This is a genomic window from Bacteroidota bacterium (genome assembly GCA_036522515.1).
Lineage (GTDB): Bacteria > Bacteroidota > Ignavibacteria > UBA10030 > SZUA-254 > VBOC01.
Genome location: DATDFQ010000056.1, coordinates 54,314 through 75,318, shown reverse-complemented (window position 1 = coordinate 75,318; position 21,005 = coordinate 54,314). Strand labels below are relative to the sequence as shown.

Sequence of the window (21,005 nt, the reverse complement as noted above, 5' to 3'; positions counted from 1 at the left end):
GATCCCCCGGAGGGACGCAGAAGGAACAAAGGTCATCGTGTGACCGTTACTTCCAGATTTCCCGGATCGAATATTCCGTCTCGGAGCTCGGGCGCGTTCGCGAAATCAATTCCCCGAGGAGGCCCACGGAGACGAACTGGACGCCGACGATAATCATGAGGATGCCTCCGGTGAAGAGCGGCCGGTTACTCAGGGCCATCCCCTGCGTAAACTTCAGAAAGACAAGATAGCCGTCGACGGCAAAGCCAACCAGGACAAAAAACATCCCCCAGAAACCGAAGAGGTGAAGCGGGCGCTGCAGATAGCGGGTGGTGAAGATGACGGTCAGAAGGTCCAGAAAGCCTTTCCAGAACCGCCCGGTGCCGAACTTCGTTTTCCCGTACTTCCGCGATCGATGCTGGACCGGAATTTCGCCGATCTTGTATCCCAGCCAGTGGGCAAGCACGGGGATGTAGCGATGGAGCTCCCCGTAGACTTTGACTTCCTTCGCGACGTCCTTCCGGTATGCCTTCAGGCCGCAATTGAAATCATGGATCCGGATGCCGGTGATAATCCTCGTGACGAAATTAAAAAACCTCGACGGGATGGTCTTGGAAAGGGGGTCATGGCGTTTCTTCTTCCATCCGGAAACCATGTCGAACCCCTTTTTGATCTCGCTCACCAGGCCGGGGATCTCATCCGGATCGTCCTGGAGATCGCCGTCCATCGTGATGATAATGTTTCCCTCCGCATGGGAGAAACCGACCGAGAGGGCGGCAGACTTCCCGTAGTTCCTCCGGAACCGGATGATCTTTATTCTCCGGTCTCTTTGCCTCAGGTCCTGGAGAACCCGGTTGGTGCCGTCGGTGCTGCCGTCGTCGATAAAGAGAATTTCAAACCTGCCCAGCCGTCCCGCCGCGCTGCGGATCGAATCGCACAACTCTCTGAGCGACGCCTCCTCATTATAGACCGGGATGACGATCGAGAGGTCCATTCCGCCCCCGCCCCGCTGCTGCTGATGTTGCTGCTGCTGCTGTCCTTCCCGGCGCCCGCCCTGATGCCGCTGCCGCTGGCGCTGATGCTGCTGTTGTTGATTCCGGCGATCCCGCCCCTCTTGCACCGGGGTCGGAACAGGCGGTTTATCGTTCGGGGGAGTTGAAGGCTGTGGCGGTGGTGCTGGGGGTTGGGATGGTCGTTCTGGCTGCTGGTTTTGCTGCAGTTCGTCTTGTTCTGGCATTCCTTGCTCGTGATAGTTTTAAAAAACATGATACGATAATTTTCGCTCAGAATCAAAGGTTCCGGGTTGTCCCGAATGTCATCCTGAGCGCAGCGAAGGATCTCATCCCATTTGTCGGGGGTAGAGCCAGATCCTTCGGTCGCTCCGCTCCCTCAGGATGACACTGCCGGCAGCTAGTGCCGTTCCACCTCCCGTAACACCCGGAGGAAGTTCTCCCCGAGGATCTTTCTGACGTCCGTTTCGGAATACCCCCTGCGGAGCAGCTCCCGGGTGATGTTCGGAAGATGAGTCACGTCGTCCATTCCCCGAGGGGTGACCGGGATGCCGTCAAAATCGGATCCGATTCCGACATGGTCGACGCCGATCAGCTTCGCGACGTAGTCGAAGTGATCGATCAGCGTCGCGAGGGTCGGCCGAATCGGCTCATACTCGGTCTTGAGCGCCTCGGCGGTAAATTGATCCTTGATGAAATCGTCCCCCTTGATCGACCCCCTGATCGAATCGATCCGGGGTTTATACCGTTCCTCCAGCGCGGTCTCCTTCGCCGAATAAGTACTGTCAATGAACCAGGGGGCAAAATTGATGAAAACCACCCCCCCGTTCTTCGCGATCGCCCTGAGCTGGTTGTCTTTGAGATTCCGCCGGTGATGGGACAGGGCCCAGGCGGAGGAATGCGATGCGATGACCGGTTTCCTGGTCACCTTCATAACATCCCAGAACGTCCTCTCCCCGACGTGGGAGACGTCGACCATCATCCCCAGCCGGTTCATGCGGCGAACGACCTTTTTTCCAAAGCTCGACAACCCTTTCCTGGGGAGGCGGGCATCGGGGTCGGTTTCATCTTTGGCCGAGGTCGCCCAGTCGGTGCTGTTGTTCCAGGTGAGGGTCATATACCGGACCCCGCGTGCGTAGAAGTGTTCGAGCTTGTGAAGGTCGTCGGCGATCGGATGCCCGCCTTCCATCCCAAGCATCGCGACAAATTTGCCATCCTTGACCAGCCGCTCCAATTCGGCGGATGAATGCGCCAGACCTGCCTCGTACGGGTTGCGCCGGACGAAGCTTTCGACGGAATCGATCTGCTCATCCGCCTGATCGAAATAGGAGCGCGATTTTTTCTCCGGCGGGACCCAGATCGAAAACATTTCGACATCGAGGCCTCCTTCGCGAAACCGGGGAAGGTCGGATTGACCGTGCCTGGTGAGCTTCGAGATATCCTCCCCCGCGAGGATTCGCTGGACGACGTCGTTGTGGGTGTCCACAACCAGGGCATCGAAGTGGAGTTTCCGGTAATCGCTCTCACCGGCGCCGAACCCCATGATCGACCCGAAAAGGACGAGCGAGAGGGCCGGAGTCAACAGACTCTTTCCGAGTGAATTCAACGTGAACATACCTCCAGTTCTGCGGCCACGTCGATGATTCCGGCGAAGGCGCGCTCCAAAAACGAGAGACTCCGTGCCAGTCCCCGTGGGGATCGACAGGAGTCTCTCAACAAGAAAGATCCGGTGTGGATTACATGCCCGGCGTGCCCGAGCCCTCTGCTTCTTTTGCCTTTTGCTTGATGTCCTGGATTTCCTTGCGGATTTCCTGGGCCTTCTTTTTTAGTTCGTTCATCTCTTTCCGGACGCGGGTTCCGGCTGACTTGTTTCCCTTTTCGTAGAATTTGATGAAATCCTTCTCGAAACTGGTCAACAGGTCACGCAATTCAGTGAATCTGCTCATTGTTTTTACTCCATATTGTGAGTGAAATTTCCCGCCGTCGATCCGGCCGGTCCCCATCTACCAGGGGAATGGATTATTTATATCTGGACTTTGATCTTTGCTTCTTGGATTTAAGATACTCACTGTGCAAGCCCCGCATCAGTTCTTCCCGCCTGTCGTACAGCCGCCTGAGGCGCCGCGGCCTCACTTTGGCCAGGACGTACGATGTCATGATCGGAACCGCTATCGTCGAGTCCACATAGGCCACGACGGTATCCCTCAGCTTATCGGGGTCGACCTTCCCCCACGTGACTGCCTCTCCCGGAGTTGCGCCGGAAAGCCCGCCCGTATCGGGACGAGCGTCCGTTATTTGCAGATAATAGTCGTGCCCCTTCTCCTTTATGCCGAGCACCTCCTGTATCTGGGGTTCAGTCTGCAGAACGAAGTTCTTGGGAGAGCCCCCTCCCAGGATGACAACCCCGCTCTTGCCGCCTTGCCGCTTCGCTGAAAGCACGATCGCCGCCGACTCGTTGACATCGAGGAGGACGTTCAGCTTGATCTTGTACCCGTCGAGGGCAACTTCCGCAATATTCATCCCGATGGAGCTATCCCCGGGTGAAGAGGTATAGATCGGGATCCCGCACTTGTAGGCCGTCGCCAAAATACTGCTGTTTTTGACCCTTGCCAGCCGCTCGCGCTCAGCTACATACTTCCCGAGACGGTTGTGCAGTTCCGCTGTTCCCATCTCCCGTTGAAACTCCGGCAACCTGAAAAGACGGCGGAAAAAGGCATCTGTCGAAAGAAGGACGTCATAGTCAAAAACTACGTCATAAATACGGATGATACCCTTCTTTCTGAGCAACCGGTCATCCGCAAACGGGGAACCGCGATGGAGTGAATGCCCGATTGCAAAATGCGTGTCGTGGTAGAGATTCGCACCAGTACTGACCACCCAATCGACAAACCCCGCCTTCATCAAGGGGACTATGCAAGAACCGCCCAAACCGGCAGGGGTAAGCGCACCTGTAATGCTCATTCCGACCGTGGAATCACGCGCAAGTATCTTTTCCACCATAAGATGGCATGCTTCGCGGATTCTACCGGCGTTATATGCTTGATAATAATTATCCACGAGATCACTCACCCTGGCATCCTTGGGTATTGGTCTCGGTACAATTCGTTTTCCTTTGAGGTCGTTTTTCTTGTTCTCAGCCAATCAGTTTTCCGATGTGAAATCAAAGCTTCTCAATTTTATGGCTCAAATATACAAAATTCGAAGAATTAAACAAGTAAAATCTTTCAAAAATCAAAGAATTTGCAGGTATTGGGAAAGGTTCTGAAATCAATGGATTTTGAGCCTTTTATCCGCACAGAACGCTACCTCCGTTGACGTTGATGACTTCCCCAACGACATGCTCGGCTAATCCGGATGCCAAAAAAAGGATGGATCCAGCCACCTCGCCGGGGGTTCCTATCCTTCCTCGCGGGATCGTGTTGAGGATTGCTCCTTCCTGCTTCTTTGAACGCATCACATGCGACACCATGTCAGTCCGCACCCACCCCGGGGCTACGCAATTGGCTCTAATTCCAAATGGAATGAGTTCCACCGCGATCGACTTCGTGAAAGAGATAATCCCTCCTTTGGAAGCGGCATAGGCAGAATGATCAGCCTCCCCTCTCTGTCCGGCCGTGCTCGAGAGATTGATAATACGGCCAAATTGCCTCGCTTTCATCTTTGGAACTATCAAATCGCACATGTTGAAGGTGCCTGTAAGGTTTATCGCGATCGTCCTGCTCCAATGGGCCGGTGACATAGATCCGATCTTCCCCTCTTCCCAAATACCTGCGCTATTGACGAGAATATCGATGTGGCCGAACTTCTTCAGGATCGACGAGATGACAGCCTTGCATTCCTGATAATTCTGCACTCTGCAGCGAAAAGGTTCGGCGGATCTTCCAAGCGCCTGAATCTTTCTGCAGGTGCTTACCGCCGCGGCCCTGTCTGCGGCATAGAGCACCGCCACATTGGCGCCCGCCTTCGCCAGCAAAATGGAGGCGGCAGCGCCGATACCCCTTGAGCCGCCCGTAACCACCGCAATCCGATCCTTGAAATCGAGCATCAAATCCCCGCGAATAGTGAAAAAACTATTGAATGTACAAGATTCCTCAGATCGGATCAAACATTGGCTCCCAAGCTATACCCGCTGAATTTCGCTGTCTCACCGTCACGCGACCTGAAGGTCGCGCCTACCGGTGCCTCGGGTTTGGTAGCCGCAGCCTTTAGGCTGCGGTCTTTTCCCCGGCATGGCACAGCTCCTCGATCAAAAACCCGCAAGCTAAAGCTTGCGGCTACCGATTCCTCGGGTTTGGTAGCCGCAGCCTTTAGGCTATGTTTGTTCACATCGGTCATAATCAAGATCCAGAGAACCTGGTCAAGCATCTCTCCCCGTTGATTTTTCTTGACTCAACTCGGGATATTGTTTATATTTAGACCAATTCTAAATACCCTCCTCCTCCGTGGACGATTCGGCTGCAAAAGACATCCTGATTCAATATCTCGAAGAGAAAAAGCTCCGTCCGACGCGCGAGCGCTTTCTCCTGCTCGATGAGATTATGCATACAGGGGGTCACTTCGACGCGGACGACCTTTTCGCAAAGCTCAACGCAAAAGGGGTGCAAGTTTCCCGGGCCACCGTCTATAATACACTCGACCTGCTTGTCGACTGCGGCTTGATTTCCAGGTACCGCTTCGGCGAAAACCACTCCCGGTATGAAAAGGCCTTCGGGCGGCCACGCCACGACCATCTGATCTGCCTGGAATGCGGCGACATCATTGAGTTCGTTAACGACAAATTGGACAAGCTGCAGCAGGAAGTCTGCTCCGAGCATAAATTCAAGCCCCATAACTCCACCCTGCAGATTTTCGGCGTCTGCCAGGCCTGCCAGTCAAAAAAGAAATGATATCAAGTGACCGCCAATGATTGAATCGATGATCATCGCCCTGCGCGAAGGAATAGAGATCGCGCTCGTCCTCGGGATCCTCATCGTGTACCTGAGGAAGATCGAAAGGCCGTCCCTCGTGACTTCGGTCTACACCGGCCTTGTCCTCGCGCTCCTCGCGAGTGTCGGAGGCGCCGTTCTTCTTCAGAAGTTCGCGATCGACCAGGAATCCCTGGAGGGCTGGTTTATGCTCGCCGCGGCGGTCTTCGTGATCTCCATGATCGCCTGGATGTGGCTCACCGCAAAGAAGATCCGACGCGAAATCGAGGCCCGGATCAGCTCGATCGTCGAGTCGACCACCTCCTGGAAATCCCACGCCAGCATCCTGAGTTTCACCTTCCTGATGATCGTCCGGGAAGGAATCGAGACGGCGATTTTCCTTCAGGCCGTGGCGTTAAGCACGGGCGCGTGGCGCAGCATCTGGGGGACTGTAATCGGCCTGGCGATGGCGGCCATCTTCGCCGTCCTCTTCATCCGGGGGAGCCTGCGAATCAATATCACCCGGTTCCTGCGGGTCACCGCCGTCACCCTTTTGATTTTCACCGTCCAGCTGATCGTGAACGCGTTTCACGAGTTTTACGAGTACGGGGTGTTCCCCGCCAACCCGAAGATGATGGGGCTCCTGGGGCCGATCGTCCAGAACAACATCCTCTTCATCCTCGCAATCCTGAGCATTCCGGCGATCATGCTCCTGATTCCGGGGAAACCGGCCAAGCAGCCGGCCGGCATCCCTCCTGCCGGGGATCCCGCATTGCCCGGGAGGGCCCGGGGTTCGCGAAGATGGCAGTTGAGCGCGGGCGTCGCCTCCATCTGCATCATCTTTTTCCTCGGCGTGGGAGATATCTTTTCGTCAAACACAGAAATGGACCTCTCGGCGAAGACAATTTCGACTCCCGCCTCCGGGCTAATCGAAATCCCCGTTAGCCAGGTGAGCGATAATAACCTCCACCGATATTCCATCACCGATGCGGGCCTGACGATCCGTTTTTTTGTCCTCCGGACGGGCTTCGGCAAGTTCGCAACCGCCTTTGACGCCTGCTATGCCTGCTACAGCTTCGGCCGGTACTACCTGAAGAACGGCGAGTTGATCTGTTCGCAATGCGACGCCCCTTCCCCCCTCAGCAAACTCCATCTCACCCGCGGGGAGGCCGAACCGGACGAGAATAACAGCGGATCGATGGAGGGAAACGGCTGCGCACCCATCTATCTCCCATCCCGCCTGAGCGGAGGGAATATCGAGATCAAGCTCAGCGACCTCCAGAGCAAACGAAAATATTTCGATATCAATGAGGATTCAAAATAGGCTCACCGCGTTCATCTCCACCCTGATGGTAGCCCGGTTCCCGGCGCAACAACTGCTCCTCTCATCGCTCCTCATTTGTTCAACAAGTGCGCTTTACGCACAGAAGGCGGGGGGCACGGCGGAAGATTCTCTCAATGCGAATTGGAGGTTTGAGCCTTCCACGGACATCGGAGGATACGGAAATGCTCTCTACCAGCATAATTCCGCTTCACAGACCGCCACGGCCGATTTGGAGCGCGTGGTACTGTTCGTGGGCCACCGGTTCAGCCCGGATATTTCTTTTTTCAGTGAGCTCGAGGTGGAAGACGCGAAAGTGACAGGCGGGGAAGAGGGGGGCGAAGTCGCATTCGAACAGGCCTATGTGAAGTTCAGTCTCGACCCGATGAACTATTTTAAGGCGGGATTGTTTCTGCCTCCGCTCGGGATTTTGAACGAGGATCATCTTCCGACCTCATTTAACGGCAATGAACGTACACAGGTCGAGACCTATATCATCCCCTCCACGTGGCGGGAGATCGGTGTCGGTTTTTATGGAAGCATCAACGGGACGCCGTTGACATACAGCGCCGGACTCGTCACGGGGTTGTCGGGAGCGGCGTTCGAGAACGGAAGCGGCATTCGTGAGGGAAGATTTGAGGGCCGTCTTGCGACGGCGAACAACGGGGCGCTCACCGGTTCGCTTCAGTGGAACCGGGGGGATCTGCGGGCGAAGGTTTCGGGTTACTATGGCGGGACCGTGGGGGTTAATTCCGACAGCGCAAGCGCCCTGCAGTTGAACTCCGGCTTCTTCGGGACGCCGGTCGGTCTGGGCGAGGCGGATCTCCAATATTCCGTGAACGGATTTACGTTCAGGGCTCTTGGCACCTTCGTTTCGATACCGGACGCCTTCGCCCTCAATCGGGCCTACGGCAACAACACTGCAGAATCAGAGTATGGGGCTTACCTTGAGGTTGGGTATGATCTTCTCTCCTCCAGGATGAAGGGGGCGCAACTCATCGGCTTCGTCAGGTACGAGAAGCTGGATATGAATTCAAAGGTCCCCTCGAACGCGGTGATCGACGAGCGGCTGAACCAGCAGCATGTCATCGTTGGACTGAACTACCTGCCGGTCAATAGCGTTGCGCTGAAGGCGGATATCCGATTTTTTCATACGGCCGCGTCGTCCGAGTCGGGCACTACGTTCGTCAATGCCGGAATCGGGTGGTCGTTTTAGGGTGGGTGATGGAGCGTAAGGAATTCCTGCGGCTTTCGTGCATGCTCTGCGTCGCAATCGGCGGGGCGATGACATTCGCGGAGCTGGAATCGTGCGCCTCGGTGCCCGCGATCGAGGCGGACGCGAAAGACAAGACTATTTCGTTGCCTCTCTCCCTGTTTCAGGACCGCGAGATTCAAATCGTGCGTCCGAAGAACCTTGGCTTTGAAATTGCCGTTCGCAAGCTCCCCGACGCCACGTTCACAGCGTTGGTGCTTCGTTGCACCCATGCCTCCAACGAGCTGGAGTACACCGGGAGTCTCTTTTATTGCAGCGTCCACGGCAGTACCTTTGCATTGGACGGCACTGCAACCCGCGGCCCCGCAAGTAAACCCCTCCGGGCGCTGGCGACCCGCATCGACGGAACAAACCTTACCATCCTGCTGTAGCCGCAACCTTCAGATTGCGGGTACCGATTCCTCGGACTTGGTAGCCGCAGCCTTTAGGCTGCGGGCTTTAGGCTCGGGTGTTGAAACTCACCCACTATGTGCTTTTGGAATCGGTTCCTAAAAACCGTAACTTGAGTCTGAAAGGAAGGACCCTCCGATGGATGAACGACAATCGACCGAACAACAATCGACGAGCGAAGCGCAGGTGTATGAGGCGCTCAAGGACTGCTACGACCCCGAAATCCCGATCAGCGTGGTGGAACTGGGACTGATCTACGATGTGAAAATCATCGATGATTGGGTCGGCGTGAAAATGACGCTGACGACGCCCGGTTGCGGCATGGGAGCCCAGATCTCGAACAACATCCGGGAGCGGTTGCTCAAGCTTGAGGGCGTGCACGAAGCCGACGTCCGGATCGTCTGGGAACCCCGCTGGGAGCCGTCGATGATGTCGCCAGAGGCGAAGAAAAAACTCGGCGTCAAGTAAGCGTCCTCCCTTAAAAGTCCCCCGACGGGGACCCTCCAGGAATCCTCCATTTTTTTACCCGGCAGGCGCTTGGCTGGATTGAATTATCTCAGAACGGGCGTGTTGTACGCTCTCCTCCTTCTCCTCGGAGGCTCCTGCCACGAAACACTCCCCGACCGGGTCGATCCGAAAAACGTCTTCCAGGGAACGATGGAGGCGCGATACGTCCTCCGTACGCGTGAAAACAACGTCGAGGCCTGCATCGCGGTCAGGAATATCTTCGACGAGACACTGCAGTCGACCGCGCTATTGAGAGGAGAGCTCCGGATCACACTGAGGAGCGATACTTCCTTCCACGCAACCGCGGCTCTCGGCCCCCGCCTGCTCACCCTTGCGAATTACGACAGCATCTCGAACGTTCTCACGATCGATCCCGGCGCCCCGATCCACCTCCGCTACGTCTGGGACTTCATCGACGACAGCGGAAGAGACGTTCGCCGCGACGCGTTCGTCTACTCCGACGACCCCGCCTGTCCCTACAGGAGGATCGCCGGCGAGGTCACGCTCACAATCGCGGGCGAGGTACAGGTGTTCGACCACACCGGAGTCGTTCCGCTCGGACCGATCCTCCTCACGTTCAAACCGGTGAGCGACTTCGTCCCGGGGAACATCTGCCCGACCATCCAGACCGACGGACCCTGCGTGCTGCAATGAAGCCCCTTCTCGGCGGCATTCTCTTGATTGTGTCGCTCCACAATCCGGTCGCGGCCCGGGGATTTCGCGGCACAACCGGAATCGTGAACGGACGGGTGTTCGACGCGGAGCGGCGTATCCCGCTTGCCGCGGTCAACGTCCTCATCCTTTCCACCACGCAGGGGAGCGTCACCGACACCGGCGGCTATTTCGAAATCAGTAATGTCCGGGCAGGGATCTACAGAGTTTCATTCAGCCTCCTTGGATACACGACAGTCGTCATCAGGAACTTCACCGTCATACCGGATTTGCGCAACACTCTCGATGCGGAACTCGAACCGTCGCCGATCGAACTGCACGAAGTGGAAGTCGAGGCAAAGCGGCCCCTCATACAGAAAGACCAGGCCGCGACCGCCTTTTCGATCGGGGAGGTCAAGCTCGACAAGCTTCCGGTCTCCACGATGTCAGACGTCCTCACTCTTCAGCCCGGAACGACCTCCGAAGGAAACGTGCGCGGAGGCAGGACCGACGAGGTCGTCTTCCTCGTCGACGGCCTCCCCATCCAGGATGTCATGGGAGGAGGGCCCGGCGCTACCATCCCGAAGGGTTCCATAACCGGCATGACGATCGTTTCCGGAGGGTTCGAAGCCGAATACGGGAACGCGCTCTCAGGAGTCGTCAATGTCGTCACCCGGTCCGGCTCGAATACGGGCGCCGCCGCGCTCCGGGTCGAAAAGGATAACCTGCTCCCGGAAAGCTGGAGTACCGAGAGCAATCGCTCCACGGAGGGGGAACTCACCGCATCGGGTCCGGTCATTCATGACCGCCTGTTCTACTTCGCGTCGAACGACTTCCTTCTCACCGACACCAGGTGGTGGCAGGACTTCCGCCTGTTTTTTTCGTCTCCTGTCTCAAAGGAATTTGACGGGTTCGACAAACTCGAATATCTCTTCTCGCCCCGGCTGCGGCTGAGCGTCCAGGGGATGTACTCCCTCCACACCTGGCGGGATTATGAGTACGGCTGGCGCTTCAATCTCGCGGGGCTTCCGCCTGAAAAAAGGAATTCGTACCGTCTCGTCGCGACCCTCTCCCACGCGGTAGGCGACCACCTCTTCTATACGGCAAGCCTGAGCAGGTTTTATCTCGGGGCGCACATCGGGGAGGACTCGAAGGCCGGCATCGATCCGGAGCCGTACGAGTACGATTTGTTCCTCCGCTATGTGATCGGGGGAAAGCGAAACTGGTGGGCGGACACCCGCCAGATCATCTACACGCTCAAGGGGGAGATCACCGATGACGCGATCCGATCGCACCTGTTGAAGGCGGGTTTCGAGCTCAACGGGTACGACCTGAACTCCGAACTTGTAAAATATGAGCCGCAGCTTACCTATTTCGGAAAACCGGTCGCGAACGCGCCGCTTCTGAACTACAGCAACAGTTACCGGTATTATCCCCGCTCGGGGAGCGTGTTCGTGCAGGACAAGATTGAACTTGCGCGGGACGGATCGAACGCGAGCTTCGGTTTCCGCTGGGATTTTCTCGACCCCACGGCCGACCGGCCGGTCGTCGAATTCGTCCCAACGGCTCCGGGTGAGTTTATGGAGCGGGTGACGGGCACCGCACGGGCAAGCTTTAAGCAAACGCTGAGCCCCCGTGTTGCCGTCGCGGCCCCCGTGGGCCCGGCGGATTTTCTCTTCGTCAACTTCGGCCAGTACTTTCAGTTCCCCCTTTTCAACTATCTCTATTCCGGGATCACCCCGGTTCAGCTTCGGGAAGGGTCGCGGAACGTGTTGACCGGAAATCCAAACCTGGAACCGGAACGGACGATCTCCTGGGAGATCGGGTATAAGCGCCAGTTCACGGAAAAAATTGTGGGCTCTGTGACCTATTTCCAGAAGAGCATCCAGAACCAGATCGACGCCAGGACGCTCGTCCCGTTCGACAGCAAGTTCTCGGGGGATTTCGGTTTCGCCTCCTACGTCAATAATGCGGAAGCCTTCGCCCGCGGATTGGAATTCGTCGTCAGCCGCGAAAACGACGAGCGTCTCTCCGGGAGCGTCTCGTACACCTACATGACCACCGAGGGTGTCAGCGAATATGCGGACCAGCGGATCAATTTCGCCCAGTGGGGGTTTCCGCTCGCTCCTGTGACCTTCCCGTTGAGCTGGGACCAGCGCCACACCTTGAAACTCGACGTCGAGCCGAGACTGCCGCTCGGAATCGAAGGCGATCTGATCGTTCTTTACAATTCGCCCCGGCCCTACACCTATTTCCCGACCCGGGACGGATTCAATCCCCTCTACCCGAACGCCCTGTTCGTCCCCAATAATGCGCGGATGGAAGACGTGCTTCTGGTCAATCTCAAAATCTCGAGGCGCTTCGGGGGCGAGCATGGACGCTCGATGACGTTCTACGCGGATGTACGCAACCTGCTGAACAGGGATAACGTCAGGTGGGTCGATTCGAACGGGAAAATCGGAGGGGAGCTCGGCGACCCCGCGGCCTATTACGAACCGCGCCGCATCAGGGTCGGGGCGAAGGCGGAATTCTAAATGCCTTCCGCCGCGGAGCGGCGGAACGAGATCCGGGGTATCGGTAGCCGCAAGCTTTAGCTTGCGGGTTTTTGATCGGGGAGCTGTGCCATGGCGGGAAAAAGACCGCAGCCTAAAGGCTGCGGCTACCCTCCCCGAATGATCGGCGCAGCCTAATAAAGGCTGCGGCTACCAAGTCCGAGGCGGCGGTAGGCGCGGATCTTTCCCATAAAACTCTTATATTTATTTTAGGGAGGATCGTTCACCGACACATTCTAATCCTGACATGCCCGAGAGCATCAAAGGTCGGGGCGCGTCCTTTAACACCCCGAACCGGTTCGAGACGCTCCACCTTGAGCCCCTCGAGATAGAGTACGAGGGGGAGGCCGAGCGGCCGCGAACAGTCTTCTACAAAGATTCGTCAAAATCGGTCCTTGCCAGGAACGACAGCCCCGATGTCCCTTTCACGTACAGCCTCAATCCCTACCGGGGATGCGAACATGGCTGCATTTACTGTTACGCGCGGCCGAGTCACGAATATCTGGGATTCTCCGCAGGTCTCGATTTCGAGACCAGAATCCTCGTCAAACACGACGCTCCGGAACTCCTGGCCGAGGCCTTCAGGCGCAAGTCGTGGAAACCGCAGATGGTCAGCCTCTCCGGGAACACCGATTGTTACCAGCCGGTCGAACGAACCCTCCAACTGACGAGGCGGTGCCTCGAGGTCTTTCTCGAGTTCCGAAATCCCGTCGGGATTATCACAAAGAACTCGCTGATCTCCCGCGATCTCGATATCCTCAAGGAACTCGCCCGGCTGGACCTCGTTCTTGCCACAATTTCGGTGACAAGCCTCGACCCCGGGCTCGTTAGAAAAATGGAGCCCCGGACCGCAGACCCGTACAAACGGCTCGAGACCATCGAGGCACTCGCCTCGAACGGGATACCGGTGTGCGTGATCATCGCGCCGGTCATTCCCGGATTAACGGACCGGGAAATACCCCTGATCCTCAAAGAAGCAGCCGCCCGGGGCGCCTCGTCGGCGGCGTATACCATCCTGCGGCTCCCCGGTCCGGTGGAACCGCTCTTCATCGACTGGCTGGAGCGGGAACTTCCGGAGACCGCGTCGAAAGTATTGGGCAGAATCCGCGGTATGCGGGGGGGAAAATTGAGCGATCAGCGCTTCGGAAGCAGGATGAAGGGGGAAGGCGAAATCGCGCGGGCCGTCAAACAACTCTTCGAGGTGACGCGCAGAAAACTGGGGATGAACATGAGAGAATACAGCTTTCCCACACATCATTTCCGGAGGGCTCCCCGGAGCCAGACAGAGCTGTTCGGTTGACGATCAGACGTTGAACCGGAAGAAGACGACATCCCCGTCCTCGATGACGTACTCCTTCCCCTCGCTTCGCAGGAGACCCCGTTCCTTGACCGCCTGCTCGGACCCGAAGGTGATCAGATCCGCGGATTTCATCACTTCAGCCCGGATGAAACCGCGCTCGATGTCGGAATGGATTTCCCCGGCGGCTTGCGGAGCCGGCGTGTTGCGCCTGACTGTCCACGCCCTCACTTCCTTCGGTCCGCAGGTAAAAAACGTGATCAGGTCGAGGAGCGCATATCCCTCGTGGATGACCTGGTCGAGCCCCGATTCCTTCACACCGAGCTCCTTCAGGAATTCCTCCCGCTCGGCATAAGGCATCGAGGCGATTTCCGCCTCGATTTTCGTGCAGGCGAGGACCACTTTCGCCCCCTCCTTCAGAGCGATCTCGCGAACCGGCTGGACGAATCCGCCCGGATCCGTGAGATGCTTTTCGTCCACGTTGGCGATGTACATGACCGGCTTGGCTGTGATGAGGTGGAGGTCCCTGAGCAGGAGCGACTCGTCGGGGTTTTCGGGACGCTCGTAGAGGGCCAGCCGGCCGGAGAGCAGATGCTCTCTCAGGCGGGCGTAATACTCGGCCTCGGCGCGGATTTTCCTGTCGCCCCCTTTTCCCCGCTTTTCCGCATCGGTCATTTTCTTTTCGACCGTGTCGAGGTCCTTCAAGATCAATTCGGCCTCGATGATCTCGATGTCGCGTTTCGGGTTGACGCTCCCGTCCACGTGAACGACGTTTTCATCCTCGAAACAGCGTACGACATGGCAAATCGCGTCCACCTCCCGGATGTGTGCCAGGAACTGGTTGCCGAGCCCCTCCCCCCGGCTCGCGCCCTTCACAAGTCCGGCGATGTCGACAAACTCAATCGACGTGGGGGTTACCTTCGCGGGCCTGTAGACGCGGACCAGCTCGTCGAGCCGGCTGTCGGGCACCGCGACGACGCCGACATTCGGATCGATCGTGCAAAAGGGATAGTTCTCCGCGGCAGCTCCGGCGGCCGTGATGGCATTAAACAGCGTGGACTTCCCGACATTGGGAAGTCCGACGATTCCGCAATTAAAACCCATTCTTAGATAACTCGGATGAGATGGAAATGGAAAGGTGTCTCGGTGAGAATGTAGCCATAATCCGGGAGGTTTACAAGAAAATGGCCGGTGGGGGTTCGGGCTATTTCTTCGTTCCCACGCTCTGCTTGGGAATGCATATCGCGGCGCTCTGCGGCCGGGGTATCGGTAGCCGCAAGCTTTAGCTTGCGGGTTTTTGATCGAGGAGTTGTGGCATGGCGGGAAAAAAGATCGCAGCCTGAAGGCTGCGGCTACCGAGGCCTAGAGAATCCTGCGACCCGGGTTACGCGACCTGCTGTTTCTGACGCGCGGTGGAAGTATCGGGAGAGGAGCCGGAACTACCATTTCCGAGGAGCCGTCTGACGCTCCGCAGTTGCTCGAGCTGTTTGTTCACCTTGTCGATATTTTCCGACAGCATGTGGAACAGCGCTTCCTTCCGCCCCTTCGAGCCGTCGTCGACCTGGAGGTGGTACAACGCGAGACGGATGACGCTCAGTGGATTATTGATCTCGTGCGTGATGAATGCGAGCGACTGGTTTGCGCTCTTGAGACGGTCCTGGAGCGTGTCGAACTCTTTCGCCTTCTTCTTCGTCTGGGCATTCCGAAGGGTGCTCATGAACGTCCATGAGAAGAGGGGCGTCTTCATCTCTGCGACGTTGAACATATCGTCCACACCCGCCTTTTGATAATTCCTCGGCACCCCGGCCTCGCTCTGCTTCGTCAGGACGAGAATCGGCGCCTGGACTCCACGCTCGCGAACCGACCGGGAGAATTGAACGACGGTCGAGGTAGGAAGCTTCTCGCCGAAGACGATCGCGTCCGCTTTCCGGCTCACCTCGCTGAGTGTTTCCACGTCTCCGCGAGGCTGGATGAGAGTCACCTCGAACTGGACGGATTCGGCTCCGTCGGAGGTCGCCTCAAGGAGCTTCTTGAACGTCGATGAGGTATCGATCAGCAGAATGTGAACCATTTCCATTTTCGGGTTGGTTGGATGGCTGTTAGAGAACGGGTGTGAGGAGCGTGTTGCGAAGCTGCGCCTTACTCCTCATGTCGAGCAATTCGGTCAGGGCGTGAAGTATCTCATCGATATTTTTGCCTTTTTCCCATACTTCATCCGCAACCGTCCCCTCCAGCCGCTCCCTCGTTTCCTCGTCGAGGTACGCGGACATAACGACAATCTTAAGCATGTTGTCTTTTTTACGTGCCCTCAGAAGCTCCAGAACCTGAAAACCATCCACTTTTGGCATCTTCAGATCGAGCAGCACGACGTGCGGCTTGCGCTCCCCCATCAGGAGGAGTGCTTCATATCCGTCGTCGGTCGTGATCACATCGGCGTTCGGAAAGTGTGTGCAGATCGCTTCCTTCATCAGGATTGTGTACTGCATGTCATCGTCCACGATGAGGAACTTTGTCTGCCGGTCGTCGACATACATGAACGGGACATCCAGACCTGACTTGATCAGGAACGCCTTCAGGTCTGCGGGCCATACGCGATAGTGCCCTCCGTACGTCCTCGAGGCCTTCATCGCATCACGGTAAATCCAATTCAGAACGGTCTTCTTACTGACTCTGCAGATCTTGGCGACGAGCCCGACGTTCAACGGCTTCCGGTAGACCGCCGATGACTTCAGTCCGTTCGTATTCTGTCTGTATTCGACCATTTGTCCCCTTTTCTTCCTTTTGATTTAATACAGTACAAAGATATGAGTAAAGGGAGTGAGGGTATGTGATCGAAGTCACTAGGGGTAGTCCACGTCACGCGTAATGCGCCCTTCGGGGTAGGCACGGCGGGCAAGAACCCGCTCAAATGGCGGGAATCTAGAGGTTCTTAATAACCTTGACAACCTTCCAAATCAGCATGACATCGCGCTTTCGCACGGTCATCGGTTCAAAGCTGGTGTTCAGGGGGATCAGGTGGACATACTGCTCGTCGATTTTGACTTTTTTTAGCACATCTTCATCGTTGACCCTGACGACGCAGATGTCCCCGGTGTGCACCTCCTGCTGGGGGCTTACAACCACAATATCGCCATCTTCGATCCTCGGCGACATGCTGTTTCCCTTCACCACGAGCGCAAATGCGCTTCTATCCTTGATGTTATCGACCGTCACATATCGCTCTGCCTGTTCGGTGTGAAAAAGAGCCGCCGCTTTCCCCGCCGGGACGGAGGAGAGGACCGGAATCTCGACCAGGGTCACCTTCCTGAACGATTTGTCATGGACAAGGGGGATGATATTGGCAGGCGAATTTACGGGCGGGTACAACTCCCCCTCACCGGTGAGGAGCCATTCCGGCCGTACACCCGTTTGCTTGGCGAGGCGCATCAAATAGTTGCTGTCGGGGACCTGCTCCCCTTTCTCCCAGCGCTGGAGGGTCCTCGTCGCCACGTCGATCCTCACGGCCAGGGTTTGCTGATCGAGCTCCTTGTTTTCACGCGCGGTCCGAACACGTTCTCCCAGTGTCGATCTCATCTCGGTTGATGCCCTCCGGTTACGCCAGTTTTGTCGGATTTCATTTATGCTGCGACATATTTGTCGCCATGCAAATATATGACTTTTAAGGGTTCTTGTCAAGTGGGGGCGGCGCACAGTGTCATCCTGAGCGAAGCGAAGGATCTCATTGATTGTCGATTGGAGATCCTTCGCTCCACTCCGTTCCGCTCAGGATGACATTTTTCTTGAAACCGGCCCCCCCCGAATCCGGCCCATTTGTTTTCTCATCAGGGTTTGCTACATTGGACGGGCTTCTCCTCCGCCGCCGACCTCAAAATTTTGCAATGGAGTCTTTATGTCCGGAAGATACACCCTGCTCATTGCGCCGCTTGCTGTTTCCCTGATCTTCATCGCGGAAACGGGCAGGGGGCAGACACCAACACCGCCTGAACAGGGGAAAATTGTCCTGGGCAAGGCGATCTACGATGCCCGATGCGTATCCTGCCACGGGAAGGATGGCAAGGGCGACGGCGGAGCTTCGGGTTATCTGACACCCCGGCCAAGAAATCTGACAGCCGGAAAATTCAAGTACCGTTCGACGGAATCGGGGAGCATTCCCACCGATGACGATCTCCTGAATTCGATCCGCAACGGTCTTCATGGCACCGCTATGCCCGACTGGAAGCCATTTCTGAACGGCGATTCGCTCATGGCGCTTCTCCAGTATGTCAAATCACTCTCCCCCCGGTTTCAGAACGAAACGCCAAAGGCGGTGCACCCGGGTGCCCCGGTGGCGGCATCACCGTCGAGCATTGCTTCGGGCAGGAAGGTCTACGAACGGCTCGAATGCGCCTCGTGCCATGGGAGCGATGGAGCGGGAAAGGATGCGATCGCAACCGATTTGCAGGATGATGATGGACACTCCATCAATGCAACGAACCTCACCGAGGGATGGACGTTCCGGGGGGGTGCGACATCCGCCGACATCTACCTCCGTTTCAGGACCGGAATCGACGGAACCCCGATGCCCTCGTTCCTGGGCTCCGCCACAGACCATGAGATGTGGGATCTTGCGAATTACGTCGTCTCGCTTTCAAGGAAACCTGTCTGGTCGATGAACGGAGAGGAGATCAAAGCACTCTATGCGATGCAGGATGAGGCGGCGAAACAGCATCCCGTCGAGCGGGGTAAGTACCTCGTCAGTACTCTCGGGTGCACGTATTGTCATACGCCTGCGAACGCGGATGGGAGCCCTATCGAAGCGCTCTGGCTTGCCGGCGGAACGAGAATGAACCTTTATCCGTTCGATGATGTCGTAACGTATAACCTTACATCCGACAAGGAGACCGGGCTCGGCGCCTGGACGGACGATCAGATCAAAACGTTCATCACGAAGGGGGTGCGGCGCGACGGAAGCCGCATGATTCCTTATCCCATGCCCTGGCCGGCATTCGCGCTCATGAAAACGGAGGATCTCAATGCGATTGTCGCATATCTCCGGACGTTGCCTCCGGTCTACAACAAGATTCCCGATCCGAAATCGCCCGGGTTCTTTTCGTACATGTGGGGGAAATTCCAGGCTCTGATTCTAAAGAAAGATTTTCCCATTCGTGTCTATTCCGGAAATGCGGGGACGACACGCGAAAAGGGCATTTCTTCCGACATGATTCCATCACACCGGCCAACCGTGGAGGATCAGCCATGAAAAAGATACTGAAGTGGGTGGGGATTGTTCTCGCCGTGCTGATAGTGGCAGGATTCTTCGGATTCCTCTATTTCATTCCGCCGTTTATGCTCGTTCCCCCCGAAGAGTTTACGAAGCAAACTGGCGCTCCGGTTCCGTCGCTTGACTCGATCACAGACCCGGCCGAGAAGGTCCTGGCAGAACGTGGCAAGTATCTGGTAACGACTGTTGACTGCAGCGGATGCCACACTCCCCTGGGGGAGCAAGGCCCAAAGTGGGATGAGTACCTTGCGGGCGGGAACCAGGGAGTCTATCGGGGATTCGGCACGTTCGTGACGAGAAACCTCACGCCCGATAAAGAGACCGGTCTTGGGAGGCGGACGGACGAACAGGCGAAACGTGTTCTTCGGACGGGATTATTGCCGGAGGGCCGGGTTGCCCATTTCAGGGATATGCCGTGGGCCTTATACTCAAACTTCACCGAGGAAGACCGGCATGCGATCGTTACCTATCTCCGCCACCTGAAACCGGTGTTCCACGGGATCCCGGCAGACGCTACCGGTGCAACCTTCGATGACACCACCACCATCGAAATGTATCCCGGGATCGAAGTAGCCCGTCATAAGGGGCAATAAGAGCGAAGCCGACTCAGAACCGGCTGATGTCTCTGCCGAAGAGAAGGGCCTTGAACCAATCGAAGAACACAAGCACCTTGTTCTTGAGACTCACCAGTTTTGTAAAGTAAGCCGACCTCCAGAACAGCCACGTGGCAAAGCCGTGGGCCCGCACCGAGGTGAGATCTGCGAGGGCGCGGTTGCTCCCGACGTAGGCGAGCATCCCCAAATTCCTCTCCCGGAATGGAGGCACAGGCTTGTTCCTCGCAAGGGCGTTCAGGCTGCGTGCCAGATAACGTCCCTCCTGCTGCGCGAGCTGCGCGGTAGCCGGGACATTCCGCTCCTCGAGCGTGGCACAATCACCCAGCGCATAGACCCCGTCACAACCCGGAACACGGAGGTATTCGTCTATAATAATCCGGTCGTTGTGATCCTTTTTCAGCGGTAGCGACCGTACGAACGGCGCACCCCCGTTGCCGGTGGACCAGACAAGCAGCCCGTAGGGGAACGAAGTCCCGTCTTTCAGATGAACCGATTCGCGATCGACCCTCACCACGCCGGAACCTGTCCGGACGTCGATTCGCTGGCGCCGGAAATGCTCGAGCGTATAGGAGCTCAATGCCGCGTCGAAGGTGCTCAGGATATGGTCCGCGGCCTCAAGGAGCGTGATCCTGAACTCGTCCGTCAGGCCCGGGTAGGCTCTCCGGAGGTCTTCCACCAGGAAATCGTGCATCTCAGCCGCGAACTCCACGCCGGTCGGCCCTCCCCCGACCACGATGAAGTGGAGTAACCGGCGGCGCTCTTCTTCGGAAAGGCCCGGTATCGTCGCCTCCTCGAGACAATCGATGATTTTCTGACGGATCAGCCGTGCGTCTGCGGCTTCCTTCAGAAAATGCGCATGCTCCTCCACTCCCGGTATCCCGTACGTATTCACGACGGCGCCCACGGCAATGACGAGCTTGTCGTAGGTGATCGTGAAGGCCGAGCCGTCGAGAGCGCTCTCGCACCCGGCGGTTCTTTTCGTCACGTCGATCGAATTGCAGGAGGCCTGGTAGTATCGCACTCCTTTTTTGGCGGTCCGGATCGGCTCGATGATGCTTCGAAATTCTACGGTGCCGACCGTGGTGCTCGGAAGGAGCGGGGTGAAGAGGAAATGATTGCGCGGGCTGATGAGGACAACGTCGTAGGTTCGTGCGTCAACCGCCTTGAGGAGGCTGAACGCCCCGAACCCTGAACCCAGAATGGTGAGATTCGGCCTGGCCACCTGAGGTGAATGGGTGTGTCCCATG

20 protein-coding genes are annotated in these 21,005 nt (G+C 57.1%); 10 read left to right on the top strand and 10 right to left on the bottom strand.

The genetic code is table 11. The features are described from left to right. Positions 1–46: 46 nt before the first annotated feature. From VI215_10900 to VI215_10880, 5 genes are all read right to left on the bottom strand, one after another. Positions 47–1,216 (bottom strand): glycosyltransferase family 2 protein, encoded by a 1,170-nt coding sequence (locus tag VI215_10900; GenBank protein HEY6192817.1) that lies wholly within the window; start codon positions 1,214–1,216, stop codon positions 47–49. A 173-nt stretch (positions 1,217–1,389) separates the two neighbouring features. Beyond that, positions 1,390–2,604: a dipeptidase gene (locus tag VI215_10895; protein ID HEY6192816.1), complete on the bottom strand. Its 1,215-nt coding sequence runs from the start codon at positions 2,602–2,604 to the stop codon at positions 1,390–1,392. Between the two features lie 121 nt (positions 2,605–2,725). After that, positions 2,726–2,935 carry a histone H1 gene (locus tag VI215_10890; protein ID HEY6192815.1) on the bottom strand — a complete coding sequence of 70 codons (210 nt, stop codon included), beginning with the start codon at positions 2,933–2,935 and terminating at the stop codon, positions 2,726–2,728. Positions 2,936–3,008: 73 nt separating this feature from the next. Continuing rightward, a complete protein-coding gene (speY, locus tag VI215_10885; GenBank protein HEY6192814.1) occupies positions 3,009–4,130 on the bottom strand; it encodes a deoxyhypusine synthase in 1,122 nt (373 codons plus the stop codon). 145 nt (positions 4,131–4,275) lie between these two features. Continuing rightward, positions 4,276–5,034 carry an SDR family NAD(P)-dependent oxidoreductase gene (locus VI215_10880; protein ID HEY6192813.1) on the bottom strand — a complete coding sequence of 253 codons (759 nt, stop codon included), beginning with the start codon at positions 5,032–5,034 and terminating at the stop codon, positions 4,276–4,278. Positions 5,035–5,431: 397 nt separating this feature from the next. Here VI215_10880 and VI215_10875 point away from each other — a divergent pair, with 397 nt between their 5' ends. The 8 genes from VI215_10875 to VI215_10840 all read left to right on the top strand — a co-directional run bounded on the left by VI215_10875 (position 5,432) and on the right by VI215_10840 (position 13,887). Next, positions 5,432–5,875 (top strand): Fur family transcriptional regulator, encoded by a 444-nt coding sequence (locus VI215_10875; protein ID HEY6192812.1) that lies wholly within the window; start codon positions 5,432–5,434, stop codon positions 5,873–5,875. Between the two features lie 16 nt (positions 5,876–5,891). After that, positions 5,892–7,217 (top strand): Fe-S-containing protein, encoded by a 1,326-nt coding sequence (locus tag VI215_10870; protein HEY6192811.1) that lies wholly within the window; start codon positions 5,892–5,894, stop codon positions 7,215–7,217. Next, the gene (locus VI215_10865; protein HEY6192810.1) at positions 7,201–8,430 is read left to right on the top strand and encodes a hypothetical protein; all 1,230 of its coding nucleotides are present in this window, start codon (positions 7,201–7,203) and stop codon (positions 8,428–8,430) included. The genes VI215_10870 and VI215_10865 overlap by 17 nt, the downstream gene beginning before the upstream one ends. Positions 8,431–8,438: 8 nt before the next feature. Continuing rightward, on the top strand, positions 8,439–8,858 hold the full coding sequence (locus VI215_10860) for a Rieske (2Fe-2S) protein (protein ID HEY6192809.1): 420 nt from the start codon (positions 8,439–8,441) through the stop codon (positions 8,856–8,858). Positions 8,859–9,015: 157 nt separating this feature from the next. Beyond that, positions 9,016–9,345: an iron-sulfur cluster assembly protein gene (locus VI215_10855; GenBank protein ID HEY6192808.1), complete on the top strand. Its 330-nt coding sequence runs from the start codon at positions 9,016–9,018 to the stop codon at positions 9,343–9,345. 78 nt (positions 9,346–9,423) lie between these two features. Next, entirely contained in the window at positions 9,424–10,038 is a 615-nt protein-coding gene (locus VI215_10850; protein HEY6192807.1) for a hypothetical protein, read from the top strand. After that, positions 10,035–12,569, top strand: coding sequence for a TonB-dependent receptor (locus tag VI215_10845; GenBank protein ID HEY6192806.1), 2,535 nt, complete (start codon positions 10,035–10,037; stop codon positions 12,567–12,569). Before VI215_10850 ends, VI215_10845 begins: the two co-directional genes overlap by 4 nt. A gap of 265 nt (positions 12,570–12,834) precedes the next feature. Further along, positions 12,835–13,887 carry a PA0069 family radical SAM protein gene (locus VI215_10840; GenBank protein HEY6192805.1) on the top strand — a complete coding sequence of 351 codons (1,053 nt, stop codon included), beginning with the start codon at positions 12,835–12,837 and terminating at the stop codon, positions 13,885–13,887. Between the two features lie 3 nt (positions 13,888–13,890). Here the strand turns inward: VI215_10840 and ychF are convergent, their stop codons facing one another. The 4 genes from ychF to VI215_10820 all read right to left on the bottom strand — a co-directional run bounded on the left by ychF (position 13,891) and on the right by VI215_10820 (position 17,457). Further along, positions 13,891–14,988 carry a redox-regulated ATPase YchF gene (ychF, locus tag VI215_10835; protein HEY6192804.1) on the bottom strand — a complete coding sequence of 366 codons (1,098 nt, stop codon included), beginning with the start codon at positions 14,986–14,988 and terminating at the stop codon, positions 13,891–13,893. A 280-nt stretch (positions 14,989–15,268) separates the two neighbouring features. Then, positions 15,269–15,955 (bottom strand): hypothetical protein, encoded by a 687-nt coding sequence (locus VI215_10830; GenBank protein ID HEY6192803.1) that lies wholly within the window; start codon positions 15,953–15,955, stop codon positions 15,269–15,271. Positions 15,956–15,983: 28 nt separating this feature from the next. Continuing rightward, positions 15,984–16,646: a response regulator gene (locus tag VI215_10825; protein ID HEY6192802.1), complete on the bottom strand. Its 663-nt coding sequence runs from the start codon at positions 16,644–16,646 to the stop codon at positions 15,984–15,986. Positions 16,647–16,803: 157 nt separating this feature from the next. After that, entirely contained in the window at positions 16,804–17,457 is a 654-nt protein-coding gene (locus VI215_10820) for an XRE family transcriptional regulator (protein ID HEY6192801.1), read from the bottom strand. Positions 17,458–17,773: 316 nt separating this feature from the next. Here VI215_10820 and VI215_10815 point away from each other — a divergent pair, with 316 nt between their 5' ends. After that, positions 17,774–19,123: a c-type cytochrome gene (locus tag VI215_10815; protein ID HEY6192800.1), complete on the top strand. Its 1,350-nt coding sequence runs from the start codon at positions 17,774–17,776 to the stop codon at positions 19,121–19,123. Next, the gene (locus VI215_10810; GenBank protein HEY6192799.1) at positions 19,120–19,737 is read left to right on the top strand and encodes a c-type cytochrome; all 618 of its coding nucleotides are present in this window, start codon (positions 19,120–19,122) and stop codon (positions 19,735–19,737) included. Before VI215_10815 ends, VI215_10810 begins: the two co-directional genes overlap by 4 nt. A gap of 13 nt (positions 19,738–19,750) precedes the next feature. Here the strand turns inward: VI215_10810 and VI215_10805 are convergent, their stop codons facing one another. Beyond that, positions 19,751–21,004 carry an FAD-dependent oxidoreductase gene (locus VI215_10805; protein ID HEY6192798.1) on the bottom strand — a complete coding sequence of 418 codons (1,254 nt, stop codon included), beginning with the start codon at positions 21,002–21,004 and terminating at the stop codon, positions 19,751–19,753. Between the last annotated feature and the right edge of the window lies 1 nt (position 21,005).